At 68.2% G+C, this 25,044-nt stretch carries 23 protein-coding genes; 13 read left to right on the top strand and 10 right to left on the bottom strand.

Features of this window, described 5'->3' with window-relative positions:
- Positions 1–84 precede the first annotated feature (84 nt).
- The 7 genes from BM436_RS16330 to BM436_RS16300 all read right to left on the bottom strand — a co-directional run bounded on the left by BM436_RS16330 (position 85) and on the right by BM436_RS16300 (position 7,899).
- Positions 85–756, bottom strand: a complete 672-nt coding sequence (locus BM436_RS16330) for a haloacid dehalogenase type II (RefSeq protein ID WP_093556596.1) — start codon at positions 754–756, stop codon at positions 85–87.
- A gap of 144 nt (positions 757–900) precedes the next feature.
- Positions 901–1,395 (bottom strand): hypothetical protein, encoded by a 495-nt coding sequence (locus BM436_RS16325; protein WP_143133174.1) that lies wholly within the window; start codon positions 1,393–1,395, stop codon positions 901–903.
- A 2-nt stretch (positions 1,396–1,397) separates the two neighbouring features.
- A complete protein-coding gene (locus tag BM436_RS16320) occupies positions 1,398–2,711 on the bottom strand; it encodes an esterase/lipase family protein (RefSeq protein WP_093556594.1) in 1,314 nt (437 codons plus the stop codon).
- 132 nt (positions 2,712–2,843) lie between these two features.
- Complete coding sequence (locus tag BM436_RS16315; RefSeq protein WP_143133172.1) at positions 2,844–3,221, bottom strand: hypothetical protein; 378 nt, start codon at positions 3,219–3,221, stop codon at positions 2,844–2,846.
- A gap of 21 nt (positions 3,222–3,242) precedes the next feature.
- On the bottom strand, positions 3,243–3,995 hold the full coding sequence (locus BM436_RS16310; RefSeq protein WP_093556592.1) for a DUF4198 domain-containing protein: 753 nt from the start codon (positions 3,993–3,995) through the stop codon (positions 3,243–3,245).
- 17 nt (positions 3,996–4,012) lie between these two features.
- Entirely contained in the window at positions 4,013–6,178 is a 2,166-nt protein-coding gene (locus BM436_RS16305; RefSeq protein ID WP_093556591.1) for a TonB-dependent siderophore receptor, read from the bottom strand.
- Positions 6,179–6,426: 248 nt separating this feature from the next.
- Entirely contained in the window at positions 6,427–7,899 is a 1,473-nt protein-coding gene (locus tag BM436_RS16300) for an aldehyde dehydrogenase family protein (RefSeq protein WP_093556590.1), read from the bottom strand.
- A 352-nt stretch (positions 7,900–8,251) separates the two neighbouring features.
- On the opposite strand from BM436_RS16300, the gene BM436_RS16295 reads away from it, so the two are divergent.
- The 10 genes from BM436_RS16295 (at position 8,252) to BM436_RS16250 (ending at position 21,276) form a co-directional block, all read left to right on the top strand.
- A complete protein-coding gene (locus BM436_RS16295; RefSeq protein WP_093556589.1) occupies positions 8,252–9,526 on the top strand; it encodes an NAD(P)/FAD-dependent oxidoreductase in 1,275 nt (424 codons plus the stop codon).
- A gap of 10 nt (positions 9,527–9,536) precedes the next feature.
- Complete coding sequence (locus BM436_RS16290; RefSeq protein WP_093556588.1) at positions 9,537–10,493, top strand: ABC transporter permease; 957 nt, start codon at positions 9,537–9,539, stop codon at positions 10,491–10,493.
- Complete coding sequence (locus tag BM436_RS16285; RefSeq protein WP_093556587.1) at positions 10,490–11,359, top strand: ABC transporter permease; 870 nt, start codon at positions 10,490–10,492, stop codon at positions 11,357–11,359. Before BM436_RS16290 ends, BM436_RS16285 begins: the two co-directional genes overlap by 4 nt.
- The gene (locus BM436_RS16280; RefSeq protein ID WP_371859644.1) at positions 11,356–13,224 is read left to right on the top strand and encodes an ABC transporter ATP-binding protein; all 1,869 of its coding nucleotides are present in this window, start codon (positions 11,356–11,358) and stop codon (positions 13,222–13,224) included. Before BM436_RS16285 ends, BM436_RS16280 begins: the two co-directional genes overlap by 4 nt.
- Complete coding sequence (locus BM436_RS16275) at positions 13,221–13,529, top strand: (2Fe-2S)-binding protein (protein ID WP_093556585.1); 309 nt, start codon at positions 13,221–13,223, stop codon at positions 13,527–13,529. Before BM436_RS16280 ends, BM436_RS16275 begins: the two co-directional genes overlap by 4 nt.
- Positions 13,511–14,896, top strand: coding sequence for an FAD/NAD(P)-dependent oxidoreductase (locus tag BM436_RS16270; protein WP_093556584.1), 1,386 nt, complete (start codon positions 13,511–13,513; stop codon positions 14,894–14,896). The genes BM436_RS16275 and BM436_RS16270 overlap by 19 nt, the downstream gene beginning before the upstream one ends.
- The gene (locus BM436_RS16265) at positions 14,893–16,041 is read left to right on the top strand and encodes an NAD(P)/FAD-dependent oxidoreductase (RefSeq protein ID WP_093556583.1); all 1,149 of its coding nucleotides are present in this window, start codon (positions 14,893–14,895) and stop codon (positions 16,039–16,041) included. Before BM436_RS16270 ends, BM436_RS16265 begins: the two co-directional genes overlap by 4 nt.
- A 220-nt stretch (positions 16,042–16,261) precedes the next feature.
- On the top strand, positions 16,262–18,697 hold the full coding sequence (locus tag BM436_RS16260) for a TonB-dependent receptor plug domain-containing protein (RefSeq protein WP_093556582.1): 2,436 nt from the start codon (positions 16,262–16,264) through the stop codon (positions 18,695–18,697).
- Between the two features lie 134 nt (positions 18,698–18,831).
- Complete coding sequence (locus BM436_RS16255; RefSeq protein WP_229490357.1) at positions 18,832–20,472, top strand: phosphoethanolamine transferase; 1,641 nt, start codon at positions 18,832–18,834, stop codon at positions 20,470–20,472.
- Positions 20,473–20,538: 66 nt separating this feature from the next.
- Positions 20,539–21,276, top strand: coding sequence for a phosphatase PAP2 family protein (locus tag BM436_RS16250; protein WP_229490355.1), 738 nt, complete (start codon positions 20,539–20,541; stop codon positions 21,274–21,276).
- Here BM436_RS16250 and BM436_RS16245 read toward each other — a convergent pair.
- Positions 21,205–21,819: a LysE family translocator gene (locus BM436_RS16245; protein ID WP_229490353.1), complete on the bottom strand. Its 615-nt coding sequence runs from the start codon at positions 21,817–21,819 to the stop codon at positions 21,205–21,207. The two genes, BM436_RS16250 and BM436_RS16245, sit on opposite strands and share 72 nt — an antisense overlap.
- A gap of 191 nt (positions 21,820–22,010) precedes the next feature.
- On the opposite strand from BM436_RS16245, the gene BM436_RS16240 reads away from it, so the two are divergent.
- The gene (locus BM436_RS16240; protein WP_143133170.1) at positions 22,011–22,772 is read left to right on the top strand and encodes a hypothetical protein; all 762 of its coding nucleotides are present in this window, start codon (positions 22,011–22,013) and stop codon (positions 22,770–22,772) included.
- A 6-nt stretch (positions 22,773–22,778) separates the two neighbouring features.
- Here the strand turns inward: BM436_RS16240 and BM436_RS16235 are convergent, their stop codons facing one another.
- The gene (locus BM436_RS16235; protein ID WP_093556579.1) at positions 22,779–23,270 is read right to left on the bottom strand and encodes an SRPBCC family protein; all 492 of its coding nucleotides are present in this window, start codon (positions 23,268–23,270) and stop codon (positions 22,779–22,781) included.
- Positions 23,267–23,608, bottom strand: coding sequence for an ArsR/SmtB family transcription factor (locus tag BM436_RS16230; protein ID WP_093556639.1), 342 nt, complete (start codon positions 23,606–23,608; stop codon positions 23,267–23,269). The genes BM436_RS16235 and BM436_RS16230 overlap by 4 nt, the downstream gene beginning before the upstream one ends.
- A gap of 165 nt (positions 23,609–23,773) precedes the next feature.
- On the opposite strand from BM436_RS16230, the gene BM436_RS16225 reads away from it, so the two are divergent.
- Both BM436_RS16225 and BM436_RS16220 read left to right on the top strand, forming a co-directional pair.
- Positions 23,774–24,289: an MgtC/SapB family protein gene (locus BM436_RS16225; protein WP_093556578.1), complete on the top strand. Its 516-nt coding sequence runs from the start codon at positions 23,774–23,776 to the stop codon at positions 24,287–24,289.
- Positions 24,279–24,899 carry an exopolysaccharide biosynthesis protein gene (locus tag BM436_RS16220; RefSeq protein WP_093556577.1) on the top strand — a complete coding sequence of 207 codons (621 nt, stop codon included), beginning with the start codon at positions 24,279–24,281 and terminating at the stop codon, positions 24,897–24,899. Before BM436_RS16225 ends, BM436_RS16220 begins: the two co-directional genes overlap by 11 nt.
- Positions 24,900–25,044 lie beyond the last annotated feature (145 nt).

Here is a 25,044-nt window from a genome sequence, read left to right as displayed (position 1 = left end):
TCTTCTTTTTTCCTTGCGCGCCCGCGCTAGGGCGAAAAAAATGCGCCTGGAAGGCGCATTGAAGGGACCGCAATGAATGACTGATTACAGGCCGACCAGCCCCGCCAGGCCGCCGATGTCGGCGATTTCCGCGTAGTTGTAGAACGGCGTGCCGGGCTCGTGGCCGCGATTGACGAAGGCCTTGTCCTTGATGCCGATGTCGTGCGCGGTCATCAGGTCGTAGCGCATGCTGGACGAGACGTGGAGGAAGTCTTCCGGCTTGGCGTTCAACTGCTGGATCATGTATTCGAAGGGCCGCATGCGCGGCTTGTAGGCCTTGGCCTGCTGCGCCGTGTACACGCGGTGGAACGGCACCTTCAGCTTCTCCACGTTGTGCACCAGTTGCGCGTCCATGGCGTTGGACAGGATCACCAGCGGGATCTTGTCGGCGATGCGGGCCAGGCCCTCCACCACGTCGGGATGCGGGCCCCAGGTGGGCACGGCGGCGTAGATCTCGGCCACGTCGGCTTCACGGAACGGCACTTTCCAGCGGTTGGCGGTGCGCAGCACGGCGTTGTAGACCACATCGTAGTAAGGCTGCCAGTCGCCCAGCACCTCATCCAGGCGGAACGACGAGAAGTCCTTGCAGAACTGGTCCATGTCTTCCGGCTTGATGCGGTCGGCGAACAGTTTGCGCGCCACCGGCGCCATCTGGAAGTAGATCAAGGTGCCGTAGCAGTCGAAACTGATGTATTTTGGTCGGAAGATGATGCTCATGGTTGCCCTTTCGATGAGATTGATGGCGTATCAAAACAATTCCATGATACCCATCCCCCCGCCGCAAGAGGTGCCGACTATCTCCCCGTTTGCGATGCAATGCCTCTTTTATGGCGGCCGGCGCAGCAGCTTGTATGGCGTCCGCTACGGCGCGTCCTGCGTCAGGCGTGGCGGAGCCGCTTGCGGCGCCTCGCGGGCGTGCCACGCGGCCTCGGCGCGCTCCATTTCCATCAGTTGCGCGACCTGGGCGGCCGGAAGCCGCGCCGAACGCAGGGCATAGACCGCGTCCTCGCCCTGCCCCTGCCGCCGGCCCTGGCTCACCGCCGCCTCGGTGGCGGCGATGCGCCTCGCCATGGCGCGGGCGCCGGCTTGCGCGTCGGCGTCGCGGTCGAACGCGCCGGCGTCGTCCGCCGCGGGTGGCGCGGCGGCCTTGGCCCGCGCCCGGCCGTTTCCCGCGGCGGGGACGGCCGCTTGCCGGCCGCCGGCCATGGCGGCGCCCGCGATCGCGTCCATGGCGGCGCTGGAGGTCGCCGCCATGTCGCGCGCCGGCGCGGCGCCGGCTGCGCCATCGCGCATGCCCTGCCACAATCCCAGGGCCAGCGCCACGGCGGCCGCCACGAGGGCTGCTGCGTGCAGCATCGTTACAGACCGTACAGGATGGAGGCCAGATTGTCGTAGATCGCGTAGGTCGACGACGACGAGGTGTCCCAGCCGATCACGTCGAAGTGGTCGTGCTGGTTGTAATAGCCCAGGTAATTCCAGCTGCCCTTGACCGAGCTGCCGTCATAGTTGCGGTTGGGCTGCCCGGCCGGCGCGCGCATGCTGACCGTGTTGACCACGCCGTCGTTCGGATACCACGTGGCGTCGGTCGGCACGCGTCCGGCCGCGGTCTGGCGGTACGAGCCCATGCCCGGCTGCAGGATGGCCGGCACCACCCACTCGCCGGCGGTGTTCCGCAGGAAGAACATCATGTCGTTGCGCGCGTACTGGTAGCTGCCGCTCTGGAACGGCGCGATCACGCGGTCGGTGTTGTTGCAGCAGAAGCTACCCTGCTCGGTCGCGCGCGAGCCGATCGAATAGTAGTAGACGTTCGGAGAGGTCTTGACCCAGTTGTTCAGCTCGGCCGCGCCGTCCGGACCCAGGTCCCATTGCGCCGCGTCGTGGTTGGCCAGGTTCCAGAACGGCGCGCCCTTGGTGCGCGCGATGAAGTCGCCGATCGATTCCGCCGGCCCCTGCGCCAGGCCGAATTGCTCCAGCCGGAACTTGTAGATGGCGCTGGTGCTGCCGCCCAGGCCCGCGACCTCGACGATCTTGCCGGCCAGCTCGGACACCTTGGGCACGAAGTCCACGATCACGTCGCGCAGCGTGGTGCCGTTGTGCGGCGTGGCGATGGTGGACGCGCTCTTGACCCAGCCGGTCTTGCCGCCGGTGTACAGAGCGCCGTCGCCCTCGCTGCCGTTGGGCGGGCCGTTCTCCAGCAGCTGGATCAGCGTGCGGATGGTCTGGCCGCCCTGGCTGTGCGACACCAGATGGATGGGGTGTTGCGCGTCCCACTGGGGATACAGCGCCACCGGATAGTTGTTGGGATTGTTGTTGGGGTCCGCCGCCCAGCATTTGCCGGCCGGTTTCTGGATCTTGCCGGCCCAGGCGCTGGTGGCGGTGCGGCGCGCGCCGCAGTCCGCGCAACCGCCCTTGATCTGGTAGAACAGCTCCACCGCGCGGTCCCAGTTCGAGCTCACCGGCCCCACCGCCGCGACATGCACCTGCCGCTGGCTGGTGCGCAGGTGGCCGGCCACGTCGTTGAAGCCGCCCCAGTACAGGAAGCCGGTGCCCTGCAGCGAATCCGGGCCGAAGCCCAGGAAGCCGTGCACCATCACGATGGGAAGGTTGTTCGCGGCCTGCGCCGCGGGGGCGGCCAGGCAGGCGGCCAGGGCTATCTTTGCCAGCAATTTCATCTTCGAGGTCTCCTTGGTGGGTGATGTTGTCGTGAACACCATTTCACCACGGAGGGCGCCGCCGTTGATCATCGGCGGCGTGGCCCCGCGAGCCAATCGCATGGACTGGCGAGCCACTGTCGCATCCGCGCCCTATTTGATGTCGAAGCCGGCGCTGACCTTGGTCTTCTTGTCCGCCAGGATCAGCACGGCCAGCACCTTGCTGCCCTTGACCGCGCCCGGCGCCTGCGCCTCAAGCTTGTTGCCGCCGGCCGGCTTGAGCGCGAATTCGGACTTGGCCGCGCCCTTCACGATGGTCACCTTGCCGCCCATGTCGGCCGCCGGCATGTCGTCGCCGTCGTCCTGCACGTACAGCTCCACCTTGTCGCCCTTGACCACCAGCTCCAGCCAGGTCTCGCCCACCGCCTGCACCATGCCGCCGTGGTTGGCGACGGGCGAGCCGTGCGCGCCCGCCAGGCCGGAGGCCAGGGATGCCGTGGCCAGGACGATCATTCCAAGTATCTTTTTCATCACGATTCCTTTGCGGTTCGATTATTCAGGGGCGTGCGCCAGCACGAAGGACAGCGACGCCAGGTGCTCGATGCGGGAGTACTTCGTGGGCTGGTCCGAAGGCGACTCGTAGACCGCCACGATCACGTTCAAGCCCTGGTTGCGCACCGGGAGCGTGACGATGCCGTCCGCGCCGCTCACGACGGGCGCGCCGTCCGGGTCGTTGAGGAAATCGTGCAGTATCTTGGCGCCGGCCACCGGCTTGCCCTGGTACAGCACGCGCAACTTGATCGGCTGGCCCAGCATCGCCGGCAGCGCGGCGTCCACCGGCGACAGCTGCAGCGTGTGGCCCGGCAGCGCGCCCAGCGGCGCCGCCAGCGGCGCGCGCAGGTGCACGCCGTACTTGATGGTGCGCTCGCTCAGCACCGCGGTCGGCACCTCGTCCTTGCCCTTCTTGTGCCACTTGCCGTCCGGCGTGCGGCTCCAGGTGCCGTTGTCCAGCACAGCCGCCACCACCGCCGGCTGGTTCTCCAGGTTCACCAGCACCAGGCGGCCGTCGGGCTGCAGGCCGGTGGCCACCGGCTTGCCGGCGTTGTCGTAGCCCGTCACGCTGGTCACCTGCGGCAGGCGCTTGAGCGAATCCAGGTCGTCCGCGCCCACCCCGTACAGGAAGGCCAGTTGCGTGGCGCGCTGCGCGAACCAGATGCCGTGCGCCTGCGCCGGCGCCGCGGCCAGGCCGCCGGCCAGCGACGCGGCCAGCGCGATGAGGGTTGCCGCCTTGTTCAGTTTCTTCATGATCGATGCGCTCCGGTTCAGAATTTGTAGTTCAGGTTCAGGGTGATGGTGCGTTCGGTGCCGGGGGCGACCCAGACCTGGCTGTACGAGCTCGCGTAGTAGCGCTTGTTGAACAGGTTGTCCACGTTCAGCGCGAGGCGCAGCTTCTTGTTCGGCGACCAGGACGAGATCAGCTTGGCGGTGGTGTAGGCCGGCAGGCGGAAGTTGCTGGAGATGGCCACGTCGCCCAGGCGTTCGCCCACGTAGTTCAGGCCGCCGCCCAGCGTCGCGGTGCCCGTGCCCACCTTGAAGGTCGGCGTGAGCACCAGCGTGCCGCTGTGCTTGGGCACGTTGGGAAAGCGGCTGCCGGTGACGATGGTGTTGTCGCCCTTGGTGACGGTGGCGTCGGTGTAGGCGTAGGCGGCGGCCATGCGCACGTTGGGGAAGATCTCGCCCGACACGTCCAGCTCCACGCCCTTGCTGCCCACTTCGCCGGCCGAGATCGAGAAGTCGGTGTTGACCGGATTGGTGGTCAGCACGTTCTCCTTGCTGATCTTGTACAGCGCCAGCGTGCCGGTGATCTTGCCGTCCGCCGTTTCCAGCTTGCCGCCGACCTCGTACGAGCGGCTTTCCTCGGCCGGGAAGGCCTTGTTGTCCAGGCTGATGCCGCTGTTGGGGCGGAAGCCCTTGGCCGCCGTGGCGTACAGGGAGATGGTCTTCAGCGGCTGGTACACCAGACCGAGGCGCGGGCTGGTCGCGCTGAGCGACTGCGTGTTCGAGACGTTCAGGCGATAGTTGGTCACCGTCTGGTCGTAGCTGTCCGAGCGTATGCCCAGCAGCGCCTTCCACTGGTCCGTCAGGTCCACCTGGTCCTGCGCGTAGAAGGAGTGCGCGCGTTGGCTTTCCTTGGTGTCGATGGACAGCGTGAGCGGATCGGCCACGCCGCCGTAGACCGGGTTGTAGATGTCGATCGCGTACGGATTGGTGGCGTTCGGGTTGCGGCGCAGCTGCACGCGGCGGTCGTCGAAGCGGTAGGCGTCCGCGCCCACCAGCACGTTGTGCACGACGGCGCCGGTGCTGAACTTGCCCAGCACCTCGACGCGGCCGGAGACGTCGGTGGCCGAGAAGTCGCGGTGGCGGCGCTGGCGGCGCAAGGTGCGGCCGTCGGCCAGCAGGTTGTTCGCCTCCGTCGAGAAGCCCTTCAGCTCACTGTCGCGGTAGGACAGGCCGGATTGCAGCTTCCACTGATCGTTGAACTCGTGCTGCAGGAAGACCTGGTGGCCCAGCGATTTCACCACGGTCGGGCCGTCCTTCGGTTCGCCCAGGAAGCGCGAATTGGGCACCAGCCCCAGCACGCCGCCCACCGCCACCACGCCGCGGTCGAAGGGCACGCGCTGTTCGCTGGCCTCGACCTCGTAGGACAGCGTGGTGCTGTCGCCGATCAGCCAGATGAAGGACGGCGAGAAGAAGCTGCGCTCGGTGCTGATGGTGTCGCGGAAGCTGTCGCCCTTCTCGTAGGCCGCGTTCAGGCGGTAGGCCACGGACTCGGTGACGCCGCCCGTCAGGTCCACGGCGCCGCGGTAGGTGCTGTAGCTGCCCGCCGACAGGTCGATCGAATAGTTCGGCTCGAAGCGCGGCTTCTTGGTGGTGATGTTGACCGTGCCGCCCGGTTCGCCCCGGCCGTACAGCGCGGAGGCCGGGCCCTTGAGCACTTCCACGCTGGCGGTGCTGGCCGAATCGCGCAGGCCGTTGTAGCCGCGGCTGGAGCTGAAGCCGTTCACCAGGTAGTCGGAGCCGAAGTTGGGATCGCCGGTGAAGCCGCGCATGGCGTAGCTGTCCCACAGGCCGCCCAGGTTGCTCTGGCGCGAGATGCCGCTGGACAGGTCCAGCGCGCTGGCCAGGTTGGTCACGCCCACGTCCTTCAGCAGGTCGGCCGTCAGCACGCGCACGCTCTGCGGCAGGTCCTTCAGCAAGGTATCGGTCTTGGTCGCGCCGGTGGCGGACAGCGCGCGGTAGTTCTGGCGGGACGCCTTCACCACCACCACTTCCCGCTTGTTGTTGTCGGCCTCGGCCTGGGGCGCGGCCGCCGCGCTTTCAGTGGCGGCGGCCGGTTCGGCGGCGGGTTCGGCGTCCGCCGCGAACGCGGCCAGGGGATAGGTCGCGGCCAGGAAAAGGGCCAGGGTGCGGTGACGAGTGGGATACATGACAAACTCCTAGTTAGGTGTGAATGTACTTGGTAAGGCGTCTACTGCTAACGATTACATCACGGCTGTATCGCCGGTTTATCCTGTAATCGCCCTGTCACAAAACGCAAATATGTGTTTTCCATCCGCCCGGCAGCACAACTTGCTGCCGTTTTGCTAGCCGCACCGGAACGGTGCCGCCGGCGGTGGCGCGGCCCGACAGCGGGCGCGCGGCGCACTGTTTTAGCGCGCGATTTCAACACGTGATCTTAGCGCATGAAGTCCACCAGCACGGTCTTGAACCTGAGGTTCGCCTCGTAGGCCTGGCGGCCCAGGTCCTTGCCCATGCCGGAGCGCTTGAAGCCGCCGGTGGGCAGCACGAAATCGTCGCTGCGGCCGTAGCGGTTTATCCACACCGTGCCCGCCTCCAGCCGCTGCGCGCAGCGCAGCGCGCGGCCGATATCCGAGGTATGCACGCCGGCGGCCAGCCCGTACGATGGATGGTCGCCCAGGGCCAGCGCCTCGTCCTCGTCGTCGAACACCTGCACCGTCAGCACCGGGCCGAAGATCTCGTCGCGCACCGCCTCCATGCCCTCGGTCACGCCGGTCAGGATGGTGGGCTCGTAGTAGGCCCCCTCGCCCTCCACCGCCGCCAGCTTGCCGCCGGCCGCCAGTTGCGCGCCCGCCTGCACGGTGCGCTGCACCATGCCGTCGATGCGCTGCGCGTCCGCGGGGGTGATGATGGGCGAGAGCGTGGTGTCGGCGCGCCAGGTGTGGCCGGCCCGCATGGCCGCGAAGGCCTGGCTCACGCCGGCCACGAAGCGCTCGGCGACCTCGCGCTGCACGATCAGCCGCGAGCCGGCCACGCACACCTGCCCGGCGTTGCCGGCGATGGCGCCGGCCACCATGCGCGCCACCTTGTCCAGGTCGGGCGCGTCGGCGAACACCAGTTGCGGGCTCTTGCCGCCCAGTTCCAGCGTCACCGGCTTGGTGCCGGTCTGCGCGCAGGCGGCCATGATGGCGCTGCCGGTGCGGGTGGAGCCGGTGAAGGTGACCTTGGCGACGCGCGGGTGGCGCACCAGCGCGTCGCCGGTGACGCGGCCGTCGCCCTGGATCACGTTGAAGATCCCGGGCGGCATGCCGGCCTCGATCGCCAGCTCGGCCAGGCGCACGGCGGAATACGGCGTCAGCTCGGAGGGCTTGAGCACCACCGCGTTGCCGGCCGCCAGCGCCGGCCCTATCTTCCAGGACGCCATCACCAGCGGGAAGTTCCACGGCGCGATGGCGCCGATCACGCCGTACGGCTCGGCCACCGTCATGCCCAGGGTGTCGGCGCGGGTGGCGGCCACGTCGCCGCCCACCTTGTCGGCGAACTCGGCGAAGAAGCGGATGCCCTCGGCGGTGAAGGGCACGTCCCAGCCGACGGCGTTGGCGATGGGGCGGGTCGAGCCCACCGCCTCCAGCGCCGCCAGGCCGGCGTCGGCCTCGATCAGGTCCGCCCAGCGGCGCAGCACGCGGGCGCGGTCGCGCGGCGCCTGCCGGGCCCAGCCGCTGGTCTTGAAGGCGGTCCAGGCGTTCTGCACGGCCATGTCGACGAGGTCCTGGTCGGCCACCGGCAGGCCGCCGTAGACGCGGTTGTCCGACGGCCGGCGCACGTCCATTTCAATTCTTCCCGCGACCGCGCGCCCCCCGATGAAATGGCCGCGGTTGAACTGGATGCTGTCTGGATCGATACTATGCATGGCGAGGGTCCTTGTGTGTAAACTGGAATAAAAACTGCATATCCGAATGCTACGCCCGAAGCCGCAGCATTTAATGTGGCCGAGGGCGCCGTTGCACACGCAAGCTTGTGTTGTTCGGCGCCCAACCGTAGATCCTGCTTCGGGCGCCCACGAGGGGGAAGGCGGCGTTTCGGCGCGGGGCGCGGCCCGGCGCGCGCGCAGCAATGTGTGCTGCGCCCACCCGTCAAAACCGTCGTTTGTGTCTCGCCGGTCGCTCAATACGGAATATTGCGCAGCCCCCGCCATGGTGTAATGGATTTAGCAAAACGCATCCCGAACGATGCGTCCAAGATCAAATGAGCGAGGAGCAGGAATGAAGCTGGAATCATATTGGCTCGATACGGCGCCGCCCTTCACGGGGGCGGCACAGGGTCCGGTGGTGCCGCGCGCCGATGTCGTGGTGGTGGGCGGCGGTTTCACCGGCCTGTCGGCGGCGCTGGCGCTGGCCAGGCGCGGCGCCTCCGTGGTGCTGCTGGAGGCGGGCCGCGTCGCCGGCGAGGCCTCCGGCCGCAACGGCGGCCAGTGCAACACCGGCCTGGCGCACGACTACGCCGACCTGGCCGCCCGCCTCGGCGAGGACCAGGCCCGCGCCTTCTACCGGGCCTACGACGCGGCCGTGGACACGGTCGAACGGCTGGTCGAGAAGGAACACATCGATTGCGACTTCCACCGCTGCGGCAAACTGAAACTGGCCGCCAAGCCCGAGCATTTCGCCAAGCTGGAGCGCGCCTACGACCGCTTGCGCGACGGCGTCGATCCCGGCATCGAGCTGATACCGCGCGCGCGCCTGGACGACGAGATCCGCGCCACCGGCTTCCACGGCGGCCTGCTGCAGCGCCAGGGCGCCCAGATGCACATGGGTAAATTCGGCGTCGGCCTGGCCGAGGCGGCGGTGCGCGCCGGCGCCCGCGTCTACCAGGACGCCGCCGTCCAGAACATCGAGCGCACCGCCGGCGGCTACCGCCTGACGTCGGCGCGCGGCGCCATCGACGCGCAGCAGGTCTTCCTCGCCACCGGCAATTCCAGCCTGGGACCGTTCGGCTACTTCCGCCGGCGCCTGGTGTCGGTGGGCAGCTTCATCATCGCCACCGCGCCGCTGCCGGCGGCGCTGATCGACGGCATCCTGCCGACCCGGCGCAACTACGTCACCACCAAGAACATCGGCAACTACTTCCGCATCACGCCGGACAACCGCCTGCTGTTCGGCGGCCGCGCGCGCTTCGCGCTGTCCAACCCCAAGTCCGACGCCAAGAGCGGCCGCATCCTGGCCGACACCATGGTGGGCCTGTTCCCGGAGCTGGACGGCACCGCCATCGATTACTGCTGGGGCGGCCTGGTGGACATGACGGCCGACCGCCTGCCGCGGGCGGGCGAACACGAGGGCATGTTCTATTCGCTGGGCTACAGCGGCCATGGCGTGCAGATGTCGGTGCACATGGGCCAGAAGATGGCCGAGGTGATGGCGGGCCAGGCCGACAGCAATCCGTGGCGCGGCCTGGACTGGCCGGCGATCCCCGGCTATCACGGCAAAGCGTGGTTCCTGCCGCTGGTGGGCGCCTATTACAAACTGCAGGACAAACTACACTGAGGCCTCCGGGATGAATTCAACTATAGGCAAACTGCTGCTCAGCCGCCTGGGCATAGGCGCCCTGACGCTGCTGATCGTCTCCGTGGTGGTGTTCGGCATCACCAACCTGCTGCCGGGCGACGCGGCCGAGGAATCGCTGGGCCAGGCCGCCACGCCGGAGGCGGTGGCGGCGCTGCGGGCCCAGTTCGGGCTGGACCAGCCGGCGCCGGAGCGCTACGCGCGCTGGCTGGGCGGCATGCTGCAAGGCGACGCCGGCAGCTCGCTGGTCAACGGCCAGCCGATCTCGGAACTGATCGGCAAACGCCTGCCCAGCTCCCTGGTGCTGGCCGGCGCCACCGCGCTGGTCTCGGTGCCGCTGGCGCTCGCGCTGGGCATCGTCTCGGCCATGTTCCGCGGTTCGCCGTTCGACCGCGGCATGAACATGCTGGCCGTGTCGCTGGTGTCGGTGCCCGAGTTCCTGATCGCCACGCTGGCGGTGCTGCTGTTCGCCGTCAAGCTGCGCTGGCTGTCGGCGCTGTCGCACACGGCCGACATCGTCAACCTGGGCCAGTTCCTCAAGGCCTACGCCATGCCGGTGTTCACGCTGTGCTGCGTGATCGTGGCGCAGATGGCGCGCATGACGCGCGCAGCCGTGATCGACCAGCTGCGCTCCCCCTACGTCGAGATGGCGCGCCTCAAAGGCGCGCGCCCGGTGCGCATCGTGCTCACCCACGCGCTGCCCAACGCCATCGGCCCGATCGCCAACGCGGTCGCCCTCAGCCTGTCCTACCTGCTGGGGGGCGTGCTGATCGTCGAGAGCATCTTCAACTATCCCGGCATCGCCAACCTGATGATCGACGCCGTCACCACCCGCGACATCCCGCTGGTGCAGGCCTGCGCCATGATCTTCTGCGGCGCCTACCTGCTGCTGGTGATGCTGGCCGACATCTGCGCGATCGTCTCCAACCCAAGGCTGCGAAACATATGACCACTCCCGCCCTCACCCCCGTTCCGTCCGCGCCAGCGCGGGCGCGCCCCGGCAAGCGCCTGCTGTCCGCGCTGCCGCCCTCCGGCCTGCTGGGCCTGGCCATCGTGCTGTTCTGGCTGGTCGTCACCGTGGCCGGCCCGGCGATGGCGCCGCACGACGCCGCCGCCATCGTCGACCCCGAGGTGTTCGGCGTCGTCAGCGCCCAGTTCCCGCTGGGGACCGACTACCTCGGGCGCGACATGCTCAGCCGCATCCTGTACGGCGCCCGCTACACGGTGGCGCTGGCGCTGGCCTCGACGGTGCTGGCCAGCGGCTGCGGCACCCTGCTCGGCCTGTACGCCGCCGTCGCCGGCGGCTGGGCGGACGCCGGCCTGAGCCGCGCGCTGGACGCGCTGATCTCCATCCCCAGCAAGATGTTCGCGCTGATGATGGTGGCCTCCTTCGGCTCCTCGGTGCCGGTGCTGATCCTGACCGCGGCGATCGGCTTCCTGCCCGGAGCCTACCGCATCGCCCGCGCGCTGGCCGTCAACGTGCAGGCCATGGAATTCGTGCAGGCGGCCCGCGCCCGCGGCGAAGGCATGGCCTATATCGGCTGCGTCGAGATCCTGCCCAACATGATACGGCCGGTGCTGGCCGACTTCGGCCTGCGCTTCGTGTTCACCGTGCTGCTGCTGAGCGGCCTGTCCTTCCTCAGCCTGGGCGTGCAGCCGCCGGAGGCCGACTGGGGCTCGCTGGTGCGCGAGAACATCGGCGGCCTGCCCGAGGGCGCGCCCGCCGTGCTGATGCCGGCGCTGGCCATCGCCACGCTGACCATCGGCGTGAACCTGCTGATCGACAACCTGCGCGGCAAGCGGAAGGACGCATGATGAAACCGTTAGTGCAAGTACAAGGCCTGCGCGTGGTCGCGCGCAACGACGACGGCGTCGAGTTCCCCATCGTGAAGGGGGTGGACTTCGCCATCAACCAGGGCGAGGTGCTGGCCCTGATCGGCGAGTCCGGCTCCGGCAAGACCACCATCGCGCTGTCGCTGATGGGCTATGCGCGCCAGGGCTGCCGCATCGCCGGCGGCTCGGTGCGGGTGGGCGAACTGCAGGTGCTGGAGTTGAACCAGGACGGCCTGTCCTCGCTGCGCGGGCGCACCGTGGCCTATATCGCGCAAAGCGCCTCCTCCGCCTTCAACCCGTCCAAGACGCTGATGGACCAGGTGGTGGAGAGCGCCGCCATCCACCACACCATGCCGCGCGCCCAGGCCGAGGCCAAGGCGGTGGAGCTGTTCCGCGCCCTGGCCCTGCCGGACCCCGAGCGGCTCGGTTCGCGCTATCCGCACCAGGTGTCCGGCGGCCAGCTGCAGCGCGTGATGGCGGCCATGGCCTTCATCACCGACCCGGCGCTGGTGATCCTGGACGAGCCCACCACGGCGCTCGACGTGACCACCCAGATCGAGGTGCTGCGCGCCTTCAAGGACGTGGTGCGCCAGCTCGGCACCACCGCCGTCTACGTGTCGCACGACCTGGCGGTGGTGGCGCAGATGGCCGACCGCATCGTGGTGCTGCGCGACGGCGAGATCCGCGAGGACGGCGCCACCACCCAGGTGCTCGAGGCGCCGGCGCACGACTACACGCGCAGCCTGCTGGCGGCGGCCGAACCGGTGGTGCGCGACATCGGCATCGAGATACCGGAGCTGACGCGCAGCGCGCCGCCGCTGCTGGACATACGCGGCCTGACGGCCGGCTACGGTCCCGTCGGCCGCGACGGCCTGCCGTCCAAGCGCATCCTCACCGACATCAACCTCACCATCGCGCGCGGCGCGACGGTGGGCGTGATCGGCGAATCCGGCTCGGGCAAGACCACGCTGGCGCGGGTGGTGGCCGGCATGGTGCCGATCGCCCGCGGCCAGGTGCTGCTGGACGGCGCCGCCCTGCCCTCCTGCGACCAGGGCCGCACCCGCGAGATGCACCAGCGGGTGCAGTTCGTGTTCCAGAACGCGGACACCTCGCTCAACCCGGCGCACACCATCGGCGCCATCCTGGCCCGGCCGCTGGCCTTCTATCACGGCTTGAAGGGCGAGGCGCGCCGCAAGCGGGTGCTGGCGCTGCTGGACCTGGTGCGCCTGCCCGCCGCCATCGCCAACCGCCTGCCCGGCGAGCTGTCCGGCGGCCAGAAGCAGCGCATCAACCTGGCCCGCGCGCTCGCCGCCGAGCCGGACCTGATCCTGTGCGACGAGATCACCTCCGCGCTGGACACGGTGGTGGCGGCCGCCATCCTGGACCTGATGGCCGAGCTGCGGCGCGAACTGAAGGTGTCGTACATGTTCATCAGCCACGACATCAGCACGGTGCGCGCCATCTGCGACGAGATCGTGGTGCTGTACGCCGGCAGCAAGGTCGAGGCGCGGCCGCGCGAGGCGCTGGGCGAGGCGCCCTTCCATCCGTATTCGCACCTGCTGATTTCGTCCGTGCCCAAGCTGGAGCAAGGCTGGCTGGACGGGGTGTGCGCGCGCGGCGCCACGCGGCTGCCGGCGCTGGGCTCGGCGCCCGGCGCCGATGCCGATGCCGGGCCGCTATGCACCTTCCTGTCCCGCTGCAGCCTGCGCGTGGACGGCCTGTGCACCCACAAGGCGCCGCCGCGCCAGCGGCTGGCCAACGGCGGCGAAATCCTGTGCCACCACACGCCGGCCGTGCTGGTCCAGATGCAATCCCCCTTACATCGTTTCGAGGAAGAAGTCGCATGAATTCACGATTTGTCCGCCTGGCGGAGACCGCCAGGGAGCCGGTCAGCTTCACCATCGATGGCGCGCCGGCCACCGCGCTGCAAGGCGACACGCTGCTGGTCGCCATGCTGAACGCCGCCCGCGCGCTGCGCACCTCCGAGTTCGGCGAAGGCCGCCGCGCCGGCTTTTGCCTGATGGGCGCCTGCCAGGATTGCTGGGTATGGACCGCCGACGGCGAACGCCTGCGCGCCTGCTCGACCGAGGTGCGCGACGGCCTGCAGATCATCACACGGAACACGGAGGCGGCATGGCTGAAGCTCGCGTAATCGTGATCGGCGCCGGACCGGCCGGGGTGCGCGCCGCCGAGGAGCTGGTGGCGGCGGGCCTGCGTCCCGTCGTCATCGACGAGGGACGCCGCGACGGCGGCCAGATCTACCGCCGCCAGCCGGCGCACTTCACCCGCGGCTACGCCACGCTGTACGGCAGCGAGGCGGCGCGCGCCGAGAGCCTGCACCGCGGCTTCGACGCCTTGCGCGGCAAGATCGACTACCGCCCCGAGACGCTGGCCTGGAACATCGCCGACGGCGAGGTGCACGCGGTGCGCGACGGCCGCAACGAGCGCCTGCCCTACGACGCGCTGCTGATCTGCTCCGGCGCCACCGACCGCCTGATGCCGGTGCCCGGCTGGGAGCTGGCCGGCGTGTTCAGCCTGGGCGCGGCGCAGATCGCGCTCAAGTCGCAGGCCTGCTCGGTCGGCCGCCGCGTGGTGTTCCTCGGCAGCGGGCCGCTGCTCTACCTGGTGGCCTACCAGTACCTGAAGGCCGGCGCCTCCATCGCCGCCGTGCTGGACACCTCGCGCCTGCGGCACCAGGCGGCGGCCCTGCCCAAGCTGCTGGCCCGTCCCGGGCTGCTGCGCCTGGGCATGTCCTACATCTCCGCGCTGCGCAAGGCGGGCGTGCCGGTGCTGTCCGGCGTGACGCCGCTGGAGATCGGCGGCGACGCCGAGGACGGCGTGCGCACGCTGGCCTATCAAGACGCGGGGGGCGAGCGCCACAGCGTCGAATGCGACGCGGTGGCCATGGGCTACCATCTGCGCCCCGAAACCCAGCTGGCCGACCTCGCGCGCTGCGCGTTCCGCTTCGACGCCGCGACCCGCCAGTGGTTCCCCGAGGTGAGCCTGGACGGCCGCAGCTCGGTGCCCGGAGTCTACCTGGCGGGCGACGGCGCGCGCATCCTGGGCGCCGAGGGCGCCGAGAACGCGGGCCGCCTGGCAGCGATGGCGGCGCTGGACGACCTGCACCAGGCCCGGCGCGAGCAGCGCGAGGCGCGCGCGGCCGAGTTGCGCCAGGCGCAGCGCCGCATGGAACGCTTCCGCCAGGGCCTGGTGCAAGCCTTCCCCTGGCCCGCCGAACAGGCGGCGCGATTGCCGGACCAGGCCATCGTCTGCCGCTGCGAATGCGTCACGGCGGGAGAGCTGCGCCGCACCGTGAACGAGATGGGCGCGCAGGAGGCCAACCGCGCCAAGGCCTTCAGCCGCGTGGGCATGGGCCGCTGCCAGGGACGCTATTGCGCCCAGGCCGGCGCCGAGGTGATCGCGGCGGCGGCCAAGGTGCCGCTGGAGCAGGTGGGCCGCCTGCGCGGCCAGGCGCCCGTCAAACCCCTATCCATCCAAACCAGGGAGGAACAGGCATGAGCCATCCAACCCACGCGGACGTGGTCATCGTCGGCGGCGGCCTGATGGGCGCCAGCACCGCCTTCTTCCTGCGCCAGCGCGGCGTGTCCGTGATCCTGCTGGAGCGCGGCCTCACCGGCCAGCAGGCCAGCGGCGTCAATTTCGGCAACGTGCGGCGCCAGGGCCGCCCCATGGCCCAGTTGCCCCTGTCGCACCGCGCGCACCGCGTCTGGCAGCGCCTGCCCGAACTGCTGGGCGAGGACGCCGAATACCTGCAGACCGGCCACCTGCGCTGCGCCTACGACCAGCAGCACATCGAGGTGCTGGAGAAGTACGCCAGCGAGGCGCGCCACCACGGCCTGGCGCTCGACATCCTGGGCGAAAAAACCATACGGCAGCGCTATCCCTTCCTCGGCAAGGAAGTGATCGCCGGCTCGCTGGCGCCGGAGGACGGCCACGCCAACCCGCGCCTCGCGGCGCCCGCCTTCGCCCGCGCGGCGGCCCGCGCCGGCGCCCACATCATCGAAAACACCGAGGTGCTGTCCATCGTCAAGGACGGCGTGGACTTCCGCGCCAGTTGCGCCGGCGGCGCCGAGTACCGCGCGCCCGTGCTGCTGGTGGCCAGCGGCGCGTGGGGCGACAAGATGGCCGCGCAGTTCGGCGAGCACGTGCCGATGGACGTGCGCGGCCCGCAAATGGGCGTGACCGAGCCGGTGCCCTATGTGATCGGCCCGGCGATCGGCGTGGCGGTGCCGTCGATCCAGACCTCGCTCTACTTCAGGCAGGTCAAGCGCGGCAACATCGTGTTCGGCGGCTGCGGGCGCGGCCCGGCGAATCCCGACACGCGCCGCGCCTACGTGCTGCCCGAGCACACGCTGGCGCAGTTCCGCCAGATGGCGCGGCTGGCGCCGGTGGTGTCCAAGCTGAACATCATCCGCGTGTGGAGCGGCATCGAAGGCTATATGCGCGACGACAAGCCGGTGATGGGCCCCAGCGCCCGGGTCAGCGGCCTGCACTACGCGTTCGGCTTCTGCGGCCACGGCTTCCAGCTGGGCCCCGGCGTGGGCGACGTGATGGCCGAGCTGATCGCCACCGGCGCCACCTCGACGCCCATCGAGCCCTACCATATTGGCCGTTTCAGCGACCTCGCCGCCCAAGCTGCCTGATTCCGCCCGACCTTCCCGCCCCCCTCCCGCGCGCCCGGCGCGCGGGATTCCCCCGCACCACGCGTCCGATGGCGGCGCCCGCAGCTTGTGTCGCGATCGTGTCCCAATACGGTCGAATATGCCTCAACGTCGCCGATACCCAGCCGTTTGTATCCCGCTCCCGGTGGTCTAATCTTGACCGCGATTCATCATTTTATAAAACATAACAGGGAGAACTTTGATGCAACAAATTGAATGCAAGCGGCACGCGCCCACCGTCCTGGCACTCGCGATCGCGGCCGTGTTCGGCAGCCCGGCCGCGCTGGCCGAGGCGCCGGACGCGCCGGCCACCGAATCGAAGGCCGAGGCCTCCCAGGCCGCGGCCCTGGAAAAGGTGATCGTGACCGGCACCCGCAAGGCCGGCACCCGCTTGCGCGACAGCGCCGCGCCGATCTCCGTGGTGAGCGCCGCCGAGCTGGCCGAGACCGGCGCCAGCAACCTGTTCGACGCCATGACCGCGCTGGTTCCTTCCTACAATTCGCAATCGGTCGGCGGCGACATCGGCAACATGATCCGCTCCGTGCAACTGCGCGGCCTGAGCCCGAACCATGTGCTGGTGCTGGTCAACGGCAAGCGCCGCCACAACACGGCCAGCATCGCCGCCGACAACGGCCCGAACCAGTACACCTCGCCGGCCGACCTGGACCTGATTCCGGTCTCCGCCGTCGATCACATCGAGATCCTGCAGGACGGCGCGGCGGCCCAGTACGGTTCGGACGCGATCGCCGGCGTGGTCAACATCATCCTCAAATCCTCCCCCAGCGAGGGCGGGCTCAGCCTGTTGATCGGCCAGCACGGCGACAGCAAGGTCAACCCCCACCGCGAGCACCAGGGTCTGACGCGCGACCTGTCGATCAACAAGGGTTTCGCGCTCGGCAAGGACGGCTACCTCCACTTGTCGGCGCAGGTGCGCGACCACGATTTCACCAACCAGACCGGCGCCGACCTGGTCACCACGCGCGGCTTCGGCACGCCGCTGGTGCCGCGCTCGCCGAGTTCGGAACCCTTTCCGAGCCGGATCAGCGGCGACCCGAAGAGCCGCTTCGCCAACGCCGGCGTCAACGCGGGCCTGCGCCTGGGCGGCGGCGCCGAAGTGTATGCCATCGCCACCGCCGCGCACCGCGATTCCGAGAGCTGGCAGAACTGGCGCACGCCCGAGAAGGCGCCCGCCATGTACCCGATGGGCTTTTCGCCGCTGGAAACGGTGAAGGAGGACGACTACGCCTTGACCGTGGGCGTCAAGGGCGTCGCCGCCTCCGGCTGGCGCTGGGACCTGAGCTCGACCTATGGCCGCGACTATATGGAGATCGGCACCGAGCATTCCGTCAACCGTCCGCTGCTGCGCGACACGGGCAGTTCGCCGAGCGTCTTCTACTGCGGCTCCTACACCTTCTCGCAGTGGACCAACAACGCCGACTTCGGCAAATCGTTCGACCTCGGCTGGAGCGCTCCGCTGTCGGTGGCGCTGGGCATGGAATGGCGGCGCGAGTCGTACTCCCTGGGCGCGGGCGACCCGGCGTCGCGCTATGACTTCGGTCCCGACGGTTTCCTGGGCTACGCCCTCAGCGACGCCGGCACCCATGGCCGCCGCAACCTCGCCGCCTATGTCGACCTGGGCACGCGCCTGAGCCCGCAATGGCAAATCAACGTGGCCGCGCGGGCCGAAAAGTTCAGCGACTTCGGCAACACGGTGAACGGCAAACTGACCAGCCGCTACGAGGTGTCGCCCACGTTCGCCGTGCGCGGCACGGTGAGCAACGGCTTCCGCGCGCCGACCCTGCAGGAGGAATTCTACTCGGCCACCAACGTCGGCCCGACCTACGCCGACGTGCTGCTGCCAACCAACTCGGCGGCGGCGGCGCTGGCCGGCGCCAAAGCCCTGGAACCGGAGAAGTCGACCAACATCAGCGTCGGCATCGTCGCCACGCTCGCGCCGCGCCTGAATGTCACCGCCGACTTTTACCAGATCGCCATCCGCGACCGCATTATCGGTTCCGGCGTGCTGCAGGGCGCCGGCCCCAACGCCGCCATCGTGGCGCACGGCGCCGTCCTCGATCCGAGTATCAGCGGCGCCACGGTCAGCTACCTGACCAACGGCGCCGACACCCGCTCGCGCGGTGTCGACGCGACGGCGACGTATTCGAGCAACTACGGCGCCCTGGGGGCGGTCAAGTGGAGCGCGGGCCTGAACCTGAACCGCAACACGATCACCGCCATCCACCGCCCCGCCGGCCTGAGTCCGGCGGCGGCGTCGGCGATCATCGAGGCGACGCCCAAGGCCAAGCTGATCCTGGGAGCGAACTACTTCAACGGCGACTGGACCGCCAACCTGCGCGCGACGCGCTATGGCGCCACGCAGTTGACCGTGGTCGACCCCGACACCGGCGGCGCGCCATACCACACCAACCGCATCGCGCCGGCCACCATCGTCGACATCGAGGCGGGATACGCCGTGAGCTCCGCCTTCACCCTGAGCGCCGGCGTGAAGAACCTGTTCAACCGCTACCCGGACAAGGCCGTCGCGCAAGGCTATTCGCACGCCTTCGTGCTGCCGAGCTTCTCGCCGTTCGGCATCAACGGCGCCTTCTACTATGTGAGGGGCGGCTACCAGTTCTAAGGTCCCAGGCGGCTTGACAGGCCGGTCACCCGGACCGGCCTGTTCACAAAATCTTAACGCCCATTTGACGCGCAGTTCATCCCCGTATTGCTATTTTGCATGCTCCTGCATTTGCACGCCGAGCCAGAATAGCCGTGAACCACCTCCCCGCCCCCCGCCTGCGCGCGTACTACCTGCCCTTCCTGGCGTCCCTGTTCCTGGTGGCCGCCTTCAACCACAGCTTCTGGAGCCGCTTCGCGCTCGCCGTGGGCGGCACGTCCGCCGGCACGCTGCCGCTGCTGGCCGCCACCTTCCTGATGCTGGTGTTCGCCTTCACGGCCTGCCTTAGCCTGGTCAATTTCAAGCCCATCGCCAAGCCCGTCATCATCGCGCTGTTCGTCGCCACGGCGGCCGTCAGCTACTTCATGAACCAGTACGGCGTGCAGATCGACAAGGCCATGGTGCAGAACGTGGTCGAGACGGACGTGCGCGAGGCCGGCGAGCTGCTGAACTGGCGGATGATGTTCACCATGGCCGTGCTGGGCGTGCTGCCGTCGCTGCTGCTGCTGCGCACGCGCCTCGAGTACGCGCCCGCCCGGCGCCACCTGGCCGTCAGCGGCGCCATCCTCGCCGGCTCGCTGGCGCTGGCGGTGGCCATCCTGCTGCTGTTCTTCAAGAGCTACGCGCCGGCCGTGCGCGAACACCGCGAACTGCGCTTCCTGCTCACTCCCACCAACTACATCCAGGCCGTCAACGGCTACGTGCGGCAGAAATGGGCCAAGCCGCAGGCCGTGGCGCCGCTCGGCACGGACGCCGTCAAGGGCACGTCCTGGGCCGGCCAGCGCCGCCGCACGGTGACCGTCATCGTGGTCGGCGAAACCGCCCGCGCGATGAACTTCTCGCTCAACAAATACCCGCGCGAGACCAATCCGCTACTGTCGCGCCAGCCCGGCCTCATCAACTTCAGCAACGTCTCGTCCTGCGGCACGTCCACCGCCGTCTCCGTGCCCTGCGTGTTCTCCGACTTCGGCCGCGAGGAATACTCGGACGCCAAGGGGGCCGGCCAGGAAGGGCTGCTCGATGTGCTGAACCACGCCGGCTTCAGCGTGCTGTGGCGCGACAACAACTCCGGCTGCAAGGGCGTGTGCGCGCGCGTCGACTACGAGGACCTGTCCGAGCCGGTGGCCGGCAATCCCCTCTGCAACAGCGAGGAATGCTACGACGAGCGCCTGCTGGAAAACCTGCCCGCGATCATCCACGAGTCCAGCAAGGACCTGGTGGTGGTGCTGCACCAGAAAGGCAGCCACGGACCCGCCTACTGGAAACGCTATCCGGCCGAATTCCTGCGTTTCGGACCGGTCTGCCGCACCAACGACCTGGAAAAGTGCACGCAGGAGTCCATCGTCGCCGCCTACGACAACACCATCCTGTACACCGACTACCTGCTGGACAAGACCATCAAGCTGCTGAAGCAAAGCAGCGAGGACGAGGATATCGACACCTCCATGATCTACTTCTCCGACCACGGCGAATCGCTGGGCGAGAAGAATATGTACCTGCACGGCGCGCCCTATTTCATCTCGCCGCCCGAGCAGCGCCGCGTGCCATTCATGCTGTGGTTCTCCGAGCGTTTCGCGGACCGCTTCAAGGTGGACACGCGCTGCGTGGCGGCACGCGCCAGCCAGTCCTTCTCGCACGACAACGTGTTCCACTCCGTGCTAGGTCTGCTCGACGTGAGCACCGCCGTCTACAACCCCGGCCTGGACCTGTTCCACGCCTGCAGCCACGACACTTGAATCTCCGGACTCCGCATGCCCCATAACGCAACACCCGCCTTGCTCCCGCCGCGAGCCGGCGTCCCCATGCTCGCGGCGCTGACGGCGTCCGCCTTGCTGATCCTCTGGATAGGCGCGTACACCGACCTCGATCTGCGCCTCGCCAACGCCATGTACGACGCGCGCGCGCACACCTTCCCGTGGCGTCACGCGTGGTTGACGGAACAGTTTGGGCATGGTTTGCTGAAGTCGGCCCTGACCGCGCTGGCCGCGATCGCCATCCTGCTATGCGCCGGCGAACAGCTGCTGCGCAAGCGCTACCCGCGGCCATGGTGGCGCCTGCGCCTGCGTTTGCTGGCCGCGTGCGCGATGCTGATCCCCACCGCCACCTCGCTGCTCAAGCAGGCCAGCAAATCGCACTGTCCATGGGACCTGGAACGCTTTGGCGGCAGCCAGCAGTACTACCGGCTGCTGGAACACGTCCCGGCCTGGGTGGAGGCGGGCAAATGCCTGCCGGGCGGCCACGCCTCGACCGCGCTGTGGCTGGTGGGCGTGGGCGTGTTCTGGCTGCCGCACCGGCCGCGCACGGCGCTGGCGGCCAGCGGCGCGAGCGTGGCGTTCGGCGCCGCGGTGGGCTGGCTGCAGCAGATGCGCGGCGCCCACTTCCTCACGCACACCTTGTGGTCGGTGTGGATCGCCTGCGCCATCGCGGCCGGGCTGCTGTGGCTGCAGTCGCTAAGGTCGCGGCGGGCCTTACAGCCAGACGGCCAGCGCCGAATATACGGTCAGCACGACCATGACGCCGCAGAACACCTTCTGCCATAAGGGATTGGCCAGGAAGCGGCGCAGCAGCGCGCCGGCGCCGACCCACACCGAGATGCATGGCAGGTTGACCGCGCAGAACACCAGGCAGTAGACGCCGATCGCCAGCGACACCGGGGCGTACGGCGGCAGGAAGGCCGCGCCGCCGGTGATGGCCATGATCCAGGCCTTGGGATTGGCGAACTGGAAAAAGGCGGCCGCCATGAAGCCCATGGGCTTGTGCGCCTGCTCCACCTCGCGGTCGAAGCGCATGCCGCGCATTTGCCAGGCCAAGTACAGCAGGTAGGCGGAACCGCCCGTCTTCAATGCCGTCTGCAGCGCCGGCACCGCCATCACCAGCGCGCCGATTCCGCTGGCGCAAATCGCCAGCAGCACGCCGAAACCAATGGTAATGCCCAGCATGTGCGGGATCGAGCGGCGGAAGCCGAACCAGATTCCGGAAGAGGCGAGCATGATGTTGTTGGGGCCGGGCGTGATCGACGACACGAAGGCGAACGTCATCAACGGCGCCAGCGGCAGCAACAGGTCCATGGGTGTGTTCAGCATAGCGGCTCCTTAAGCAAGAGCACCCATGCTAACCGACCATTCCAGTACAGTCCCAGTACACATTGGCAAAAACCGACGCGAACTGTGATGGCGGTTCGACCAATACGGCTCAGCCTAACAATCACCAAGTTGACCACTCGCGCCGATTGGCGTCAGGCACACTAGCCGGCATTGCCATTAATACAATTCACATGAGAAGACTAAGCGCAAGCGTGCTGTGCTGGCAGCTGCTGGCTTTGCAGGCCTCCGCGCAGGAGGCGGCAGGGAATCCGGTGGAAGAGCTGCCGGTGGTCACCATACAGGCCATCAAGGATCCGGTGACCTGGCCCTACCGGACACTGCTGGCGGGACTGGATGCGTTCGACACGGAGCGCGGCCTGGCTCCGTCCGCGACGCTGCGCTTCAGAATCCGCAATCCGCGCGGGCTTGGCGGCCTGGCATTGCAATTGGCGGGCGAACACGCCGCCGTCGATATCCCACTCGACGCGGAGAGCCAGTTTGCGCTGGGCCGCGGCATGGTTGACGATCCCGGCGAGGCCGTCCTGAAACTCAACCGCGGCCGTGGCGAATTCAACTGTGATTGCCTGCCACAGGCGGTCGTGAGGACGCCTGGCCTGCCAGCCAATGCGGTGCGCATAGGCGACCTGCGGCTGGAATGCCAGGTGACGATGGCGATCGCCAAGAAGCAGTTGGGCTTCCTTAAATCCGCCGGCCTCAGCGCGCTGGGAGGAATGGACTGGTGCGATCCCCGCCAGGCAGTCAAGTACGCCGTCAGGGCGCCGCTCCCCTTCAATAGCGTCACGTTCGGCGCCGGCGGCCGGCGGATGACCCAACGGTTCGACAAGACCGCCAGCACATTGAAGGTCAGGCTGGCGGACAAGACATGGCCGGACGACACGCTGATCGAGTTCGACCATGTGCCCGAGCCGGCCGCCGCGTCAGCGACGCGCTGATGGCGTCTACGTTTGCAGATAAGCGGCGAGCTGATCGAAGGTGCCGCCGTAGCCCACGTCCAGCGACGGACGCAATTCGTCGAAATACACGCGCTCCGTGTCCAGTTCGCCGAAGGGTTCGGCGCGCAGCGTGACGGTGGTGACACCATCGCGCTCGGCGAACGTCACGCTATTCTCGATTTCCAGCGGGCAGGACTTGCTGAACGGCGCGCGGGCGATACCGCCGCGCTCGTTGGCGAACGAGTTCAGCCACACCAGGCGTTGCCGGGGCACGATCTCGCGGTAATTGAAGCGGCCCCACATCATGGGAGCGCCGTCGAATTTCATCCCGTAATGGAAGAAGCCGCCCGGCTGGAACTCGAAACGGCGCACCTCCACCGCGCAGCCGGCCGGCCCCCACCACTGCTTCAGCCGCTCCGCTTCGCTCCACGCCGCCCACACCACGGCCAGTGGCTGCTTGTATTGGCGGGTAATGACGAATGCTGTCTCATTGCTCATTTTTCAGTCCTTCCTTCAGAAGATGGGGGTCGCAGGAACGCGTCGAGCCGGTCGAAGCTCTGCTCCCACATGCCGCGGTAAGTGTCCAGCCATTGCGAGACCTCCCGCAGCCTGGCCGCCTCCAGCCTGCACGGCCGCGTCTGCGCCGACCGGCCTCGGGAGATCAGCCCGGCGTTTTCCAGCACTTTCAGGTGCTTGGAGATCGCAGGCTGGGATAGCTCGAACGGCTCCGCCAATTCGGTCACCGTTGCCTCCCCCAGCGCCAACCGAGCGACGATCGCGCGGCGGGTGGGGTCGGCAAGCGCCGAGAATGCACGGTCGAGAGTATCGGATCGCATTGTAGCCATTTAGTTATATAACCAAATAGGAATATATACCCTCAAAGGCGTCGCGTCAATCGACCTCGATTCGTGGTCCTTGCACGATAGCCAACCTCCGTGGCGGACCCAAACCCCATACTGCTCTACAATTCGGCCGTTGAAGCGATCTACCGGAGGCTCGTCGTGTGGAGGCAAATATGGGCAACCGTCGAACAGGAATTCTCGGACCTGGGCGATGTCTCGGACATCACCCGCGTCTGCATCCGCCTGACGGTGGCGGTCGCGCTCGGGGCGCTGCTGGGCTATGAGCGCGAATCGGTCGGCGCCTCGGCCGGGCTGCGCACCCATATGCTGGTCTCGCTCGGCTCGGCGCTGTTCGTGCTGATCCCCCTGCAGGCCGGCATGGCGGTCTCCGACCTGTCGCGCGTGCTGCAGGGGGTGACGGCCGGCATCGGCTTCATCGGCGCCGGCGCCATCCTCAAGCTGGAGAACGAAAACCAGATCACCGGCCTGACGACCGCGGCCGGCGTATGGCTGACGGCCGCGGTCGGCGTGGCGGCGGGCATGGGGCGCGAGGCGACCGCCGTGCTGAGCGCGCTGTTCGCGCTGGTGATCCTGTCCATGCTGCGCCATGGCCGCGCCGGTAAAAAGAGCTCGACCGACCACAACCAGAATCAAAAGGATACGAATGCAGAGTGAACCGATAAGCAGGAAACTACACGCACTGATACGCTCGCTGCCACCCACCGGCGTCACGCTCAGCGAGCTGATACACAAGGTCGGCGGCGATGGCTTGCTGATGTTGACCGCCCTGCTGACACTGGTCTTCATCATCCCCGTTTCCATCCCCGGCGTGAGCACCGTCTTCGGCGCGGCCATCCTGCTGATCGCGGTCAGCCGCCTGTTCGGCCGCGAACTGTGGATACCGGCCCGCCTCAAGCACAAGACCATCGGCACCAAGAAGCTGCGCCCGGTGCTGCGCAAGGCCTTGTCCTGGCTGCACAAAATAGAACGGGTGAGCCGCCCCAACCGCATCCAGTGGCTGGTGGCGGACGGACCGATGGAACGACTCAACAACGCCGCCCTCATCCTCGGCGCCATCCTGCTGATGGTGCCGTTCGGCTTCATCCCGTTCAGCAACACCTTCCCCGCGCTGGCCCTGTTGTTCATGGCCATCGGCCTGTTGCAGCGGGACGGCGTGTGCGTGCTGCTGGGCTATGTGGGCAATGTCGCCACCATGATCTACTTCGGCGTGCTGATCGCCGGCGGCGGGCTGGCGGTGCAAGAGGTGTTCAGCCGGCTTGCATAGCCGCGTTCTGCCTTGGACAAACCGCGCTCTTGGCATGCGTTGAGCGGAGAAGGCGCCCGGATTCGTCGTTTTTGAAGCAAAAGCGCATTTCTTTGTTACATTTGTGGAGAATTGCCTTGTACACTCGTGAGGTCGTTTCCTCAAG

Origin of the sequence: Pseudoduganella namucuonensis (genome assembly GCF_900116645.1) — a bacterium.
GTDB lineage: Bacteria > Pseudomonadota > Gammaproteobacteria > Burkholderiales > Burkholderiaceae_D > Rugamonas > Rugamonas namucuonensis.
Note: the sequence above shows the minus strand (reverse complement) of the source record. Positions and strands in the feature narration are given on the sequence as shown.

Coding starts and splice junctions, on each gene's coding strand:
- BM436_RS16330 (WP_093556596.1), bottom strand. CDS start 756: ATGAGCATCATCTTCCGACCAAAATACATCAGTTTCGACTGCTACGGC.
- BM436_RS16325 (WP_143133174.1), bottom strand. CDS start 1,395: ATGCTGCACGCAGCAGCCCTCGTGGCGGCCGCCGTGGCGCTGGCCCTG.
- BM436_RS16320 (WP_093556594.1), bottom strand. CDS start 2,711: ATGAAATTGCTGGCAAAGATAGCCCTGGCCGCCTGCCTGGCCGCCCCC.
- BM436_RS16315 (WP_143133172.1), bottom strand. CDS start 3,221: ATGAAAAAGATACTTGGAATGATCGTCCTGGCCACGGCATCCCTGGCC.
- BM436_RS16310 (WP_093556592.1), bottom strand. CDS start 3,995: ATGAAGAAACTGAACAAGGCGGCAACCCTCATCGCGCTGGCCGCGTCG.
- BM436_RS16305 (WP_093556591.1), bottom strand. CDS start 6,178: ATGTATCCCACTCGTCACCGCACCCTGGCCCTTTTCCTGGCCGCGACC.
- BM436_RS16300 (WP_093556590.1), bottom strand. CDS start 7,899: ATGCATAGTATCGATCCAGACAGCATCCAGTTCAACCGCGGCCATTTC.
- BM436_RS16295 (WP_093556589.1), top strand. CDS start 8,252: ATGAAGCTGGAATCATATTGGCTCGATACGGCGCCGCCCTTCACGGGG.
- BM436_RS16290 (WP_093556588.1), top strand. CDS start 9,537: ATGAATTCAACTATAGGCAAACTGCTGCTCAGCCGCCTGGGCATAGGC.
- BM436_RS16285 (WP_093556587.1), top strand. CDS start 10,490: ATGACCACTCCCGCCCTCACCCCCGTTCCGTCCGCGCCAGCGCGGGCG.
- BM436_RS16280 (WP_371859644.1), top strand. CDS start 11,356: ATGATGAAACCGTTAGTGCAAGTACAAGGCCTGCGCGTGGTCGCGCGC.
- BM436_RS16275 (WP_093556585.1), top strand. CDS start 13,221: ATGAATTCACGATTTGTCCGCCTGGCGGAGACCGCCAGGGAGCCGGTC.
- BM436_RS16270 (WP_093556584.1), top strand. CDS start 13,511: ATGGCTGAAGCTCGCGTAATCGTGATCGGCGCCGGACCGGCCGGGGTG.
- BM436_RS16265 (WP_093556583.1), top strand. CDS start 14,893: ATGAGCCATCCAACCCACGCGGACGTGGTCATCGTCGGCGGCGGCCTG.
- BM436_RS16260 (WP_093556582.1), top strand. CDS start 16,262: ATGCAACAAATTGAATGCAAGCGGCACGCGCCCACCGTCCTGGCACTC.
- BM436_RS16250 (WP_229490355.1), top strand. CDS start 20,539: ATGCTCGCGGCGCTGACGGCGTCCGCCTTGCTGATCCTCTGGATAGGC.
- BM436_RS16245 (WP_229490353.1), bottom strand. CDS start 21,819: ATGCTGAACACACCCATGGACCTGTTGCTGCCGCTGGCGCCGTTGATG.
- BM436_RS16240 (WP_143133170.1), top strand. CDS start 22,011: ATGAGAAGACTAAGCGCAAGCGTGCTGTGCTGGCAGCTGCTGGCTTTG.
- BM436_RS16235 (WP_093556579.1), bottom strand. CDS start 23,270: ATGAGCAATGAGACAGCATTCGTCATTACCCGCCAATACAAGCAGCCA.
- BM436_RS16230 (WP_093556639.1), bottom strand. CDS start 23,608: ATGCGATCCGATACTCTCGACCGTGCATTCTCGGCGCTTGCCGACCCC.
- BM436_RS16220 (WP_093556577.1), top strand. CDS start 24,279: ATGCAGAGTGAACCGATAAGCAGGAAACTACACGCACTGATACGCTCG.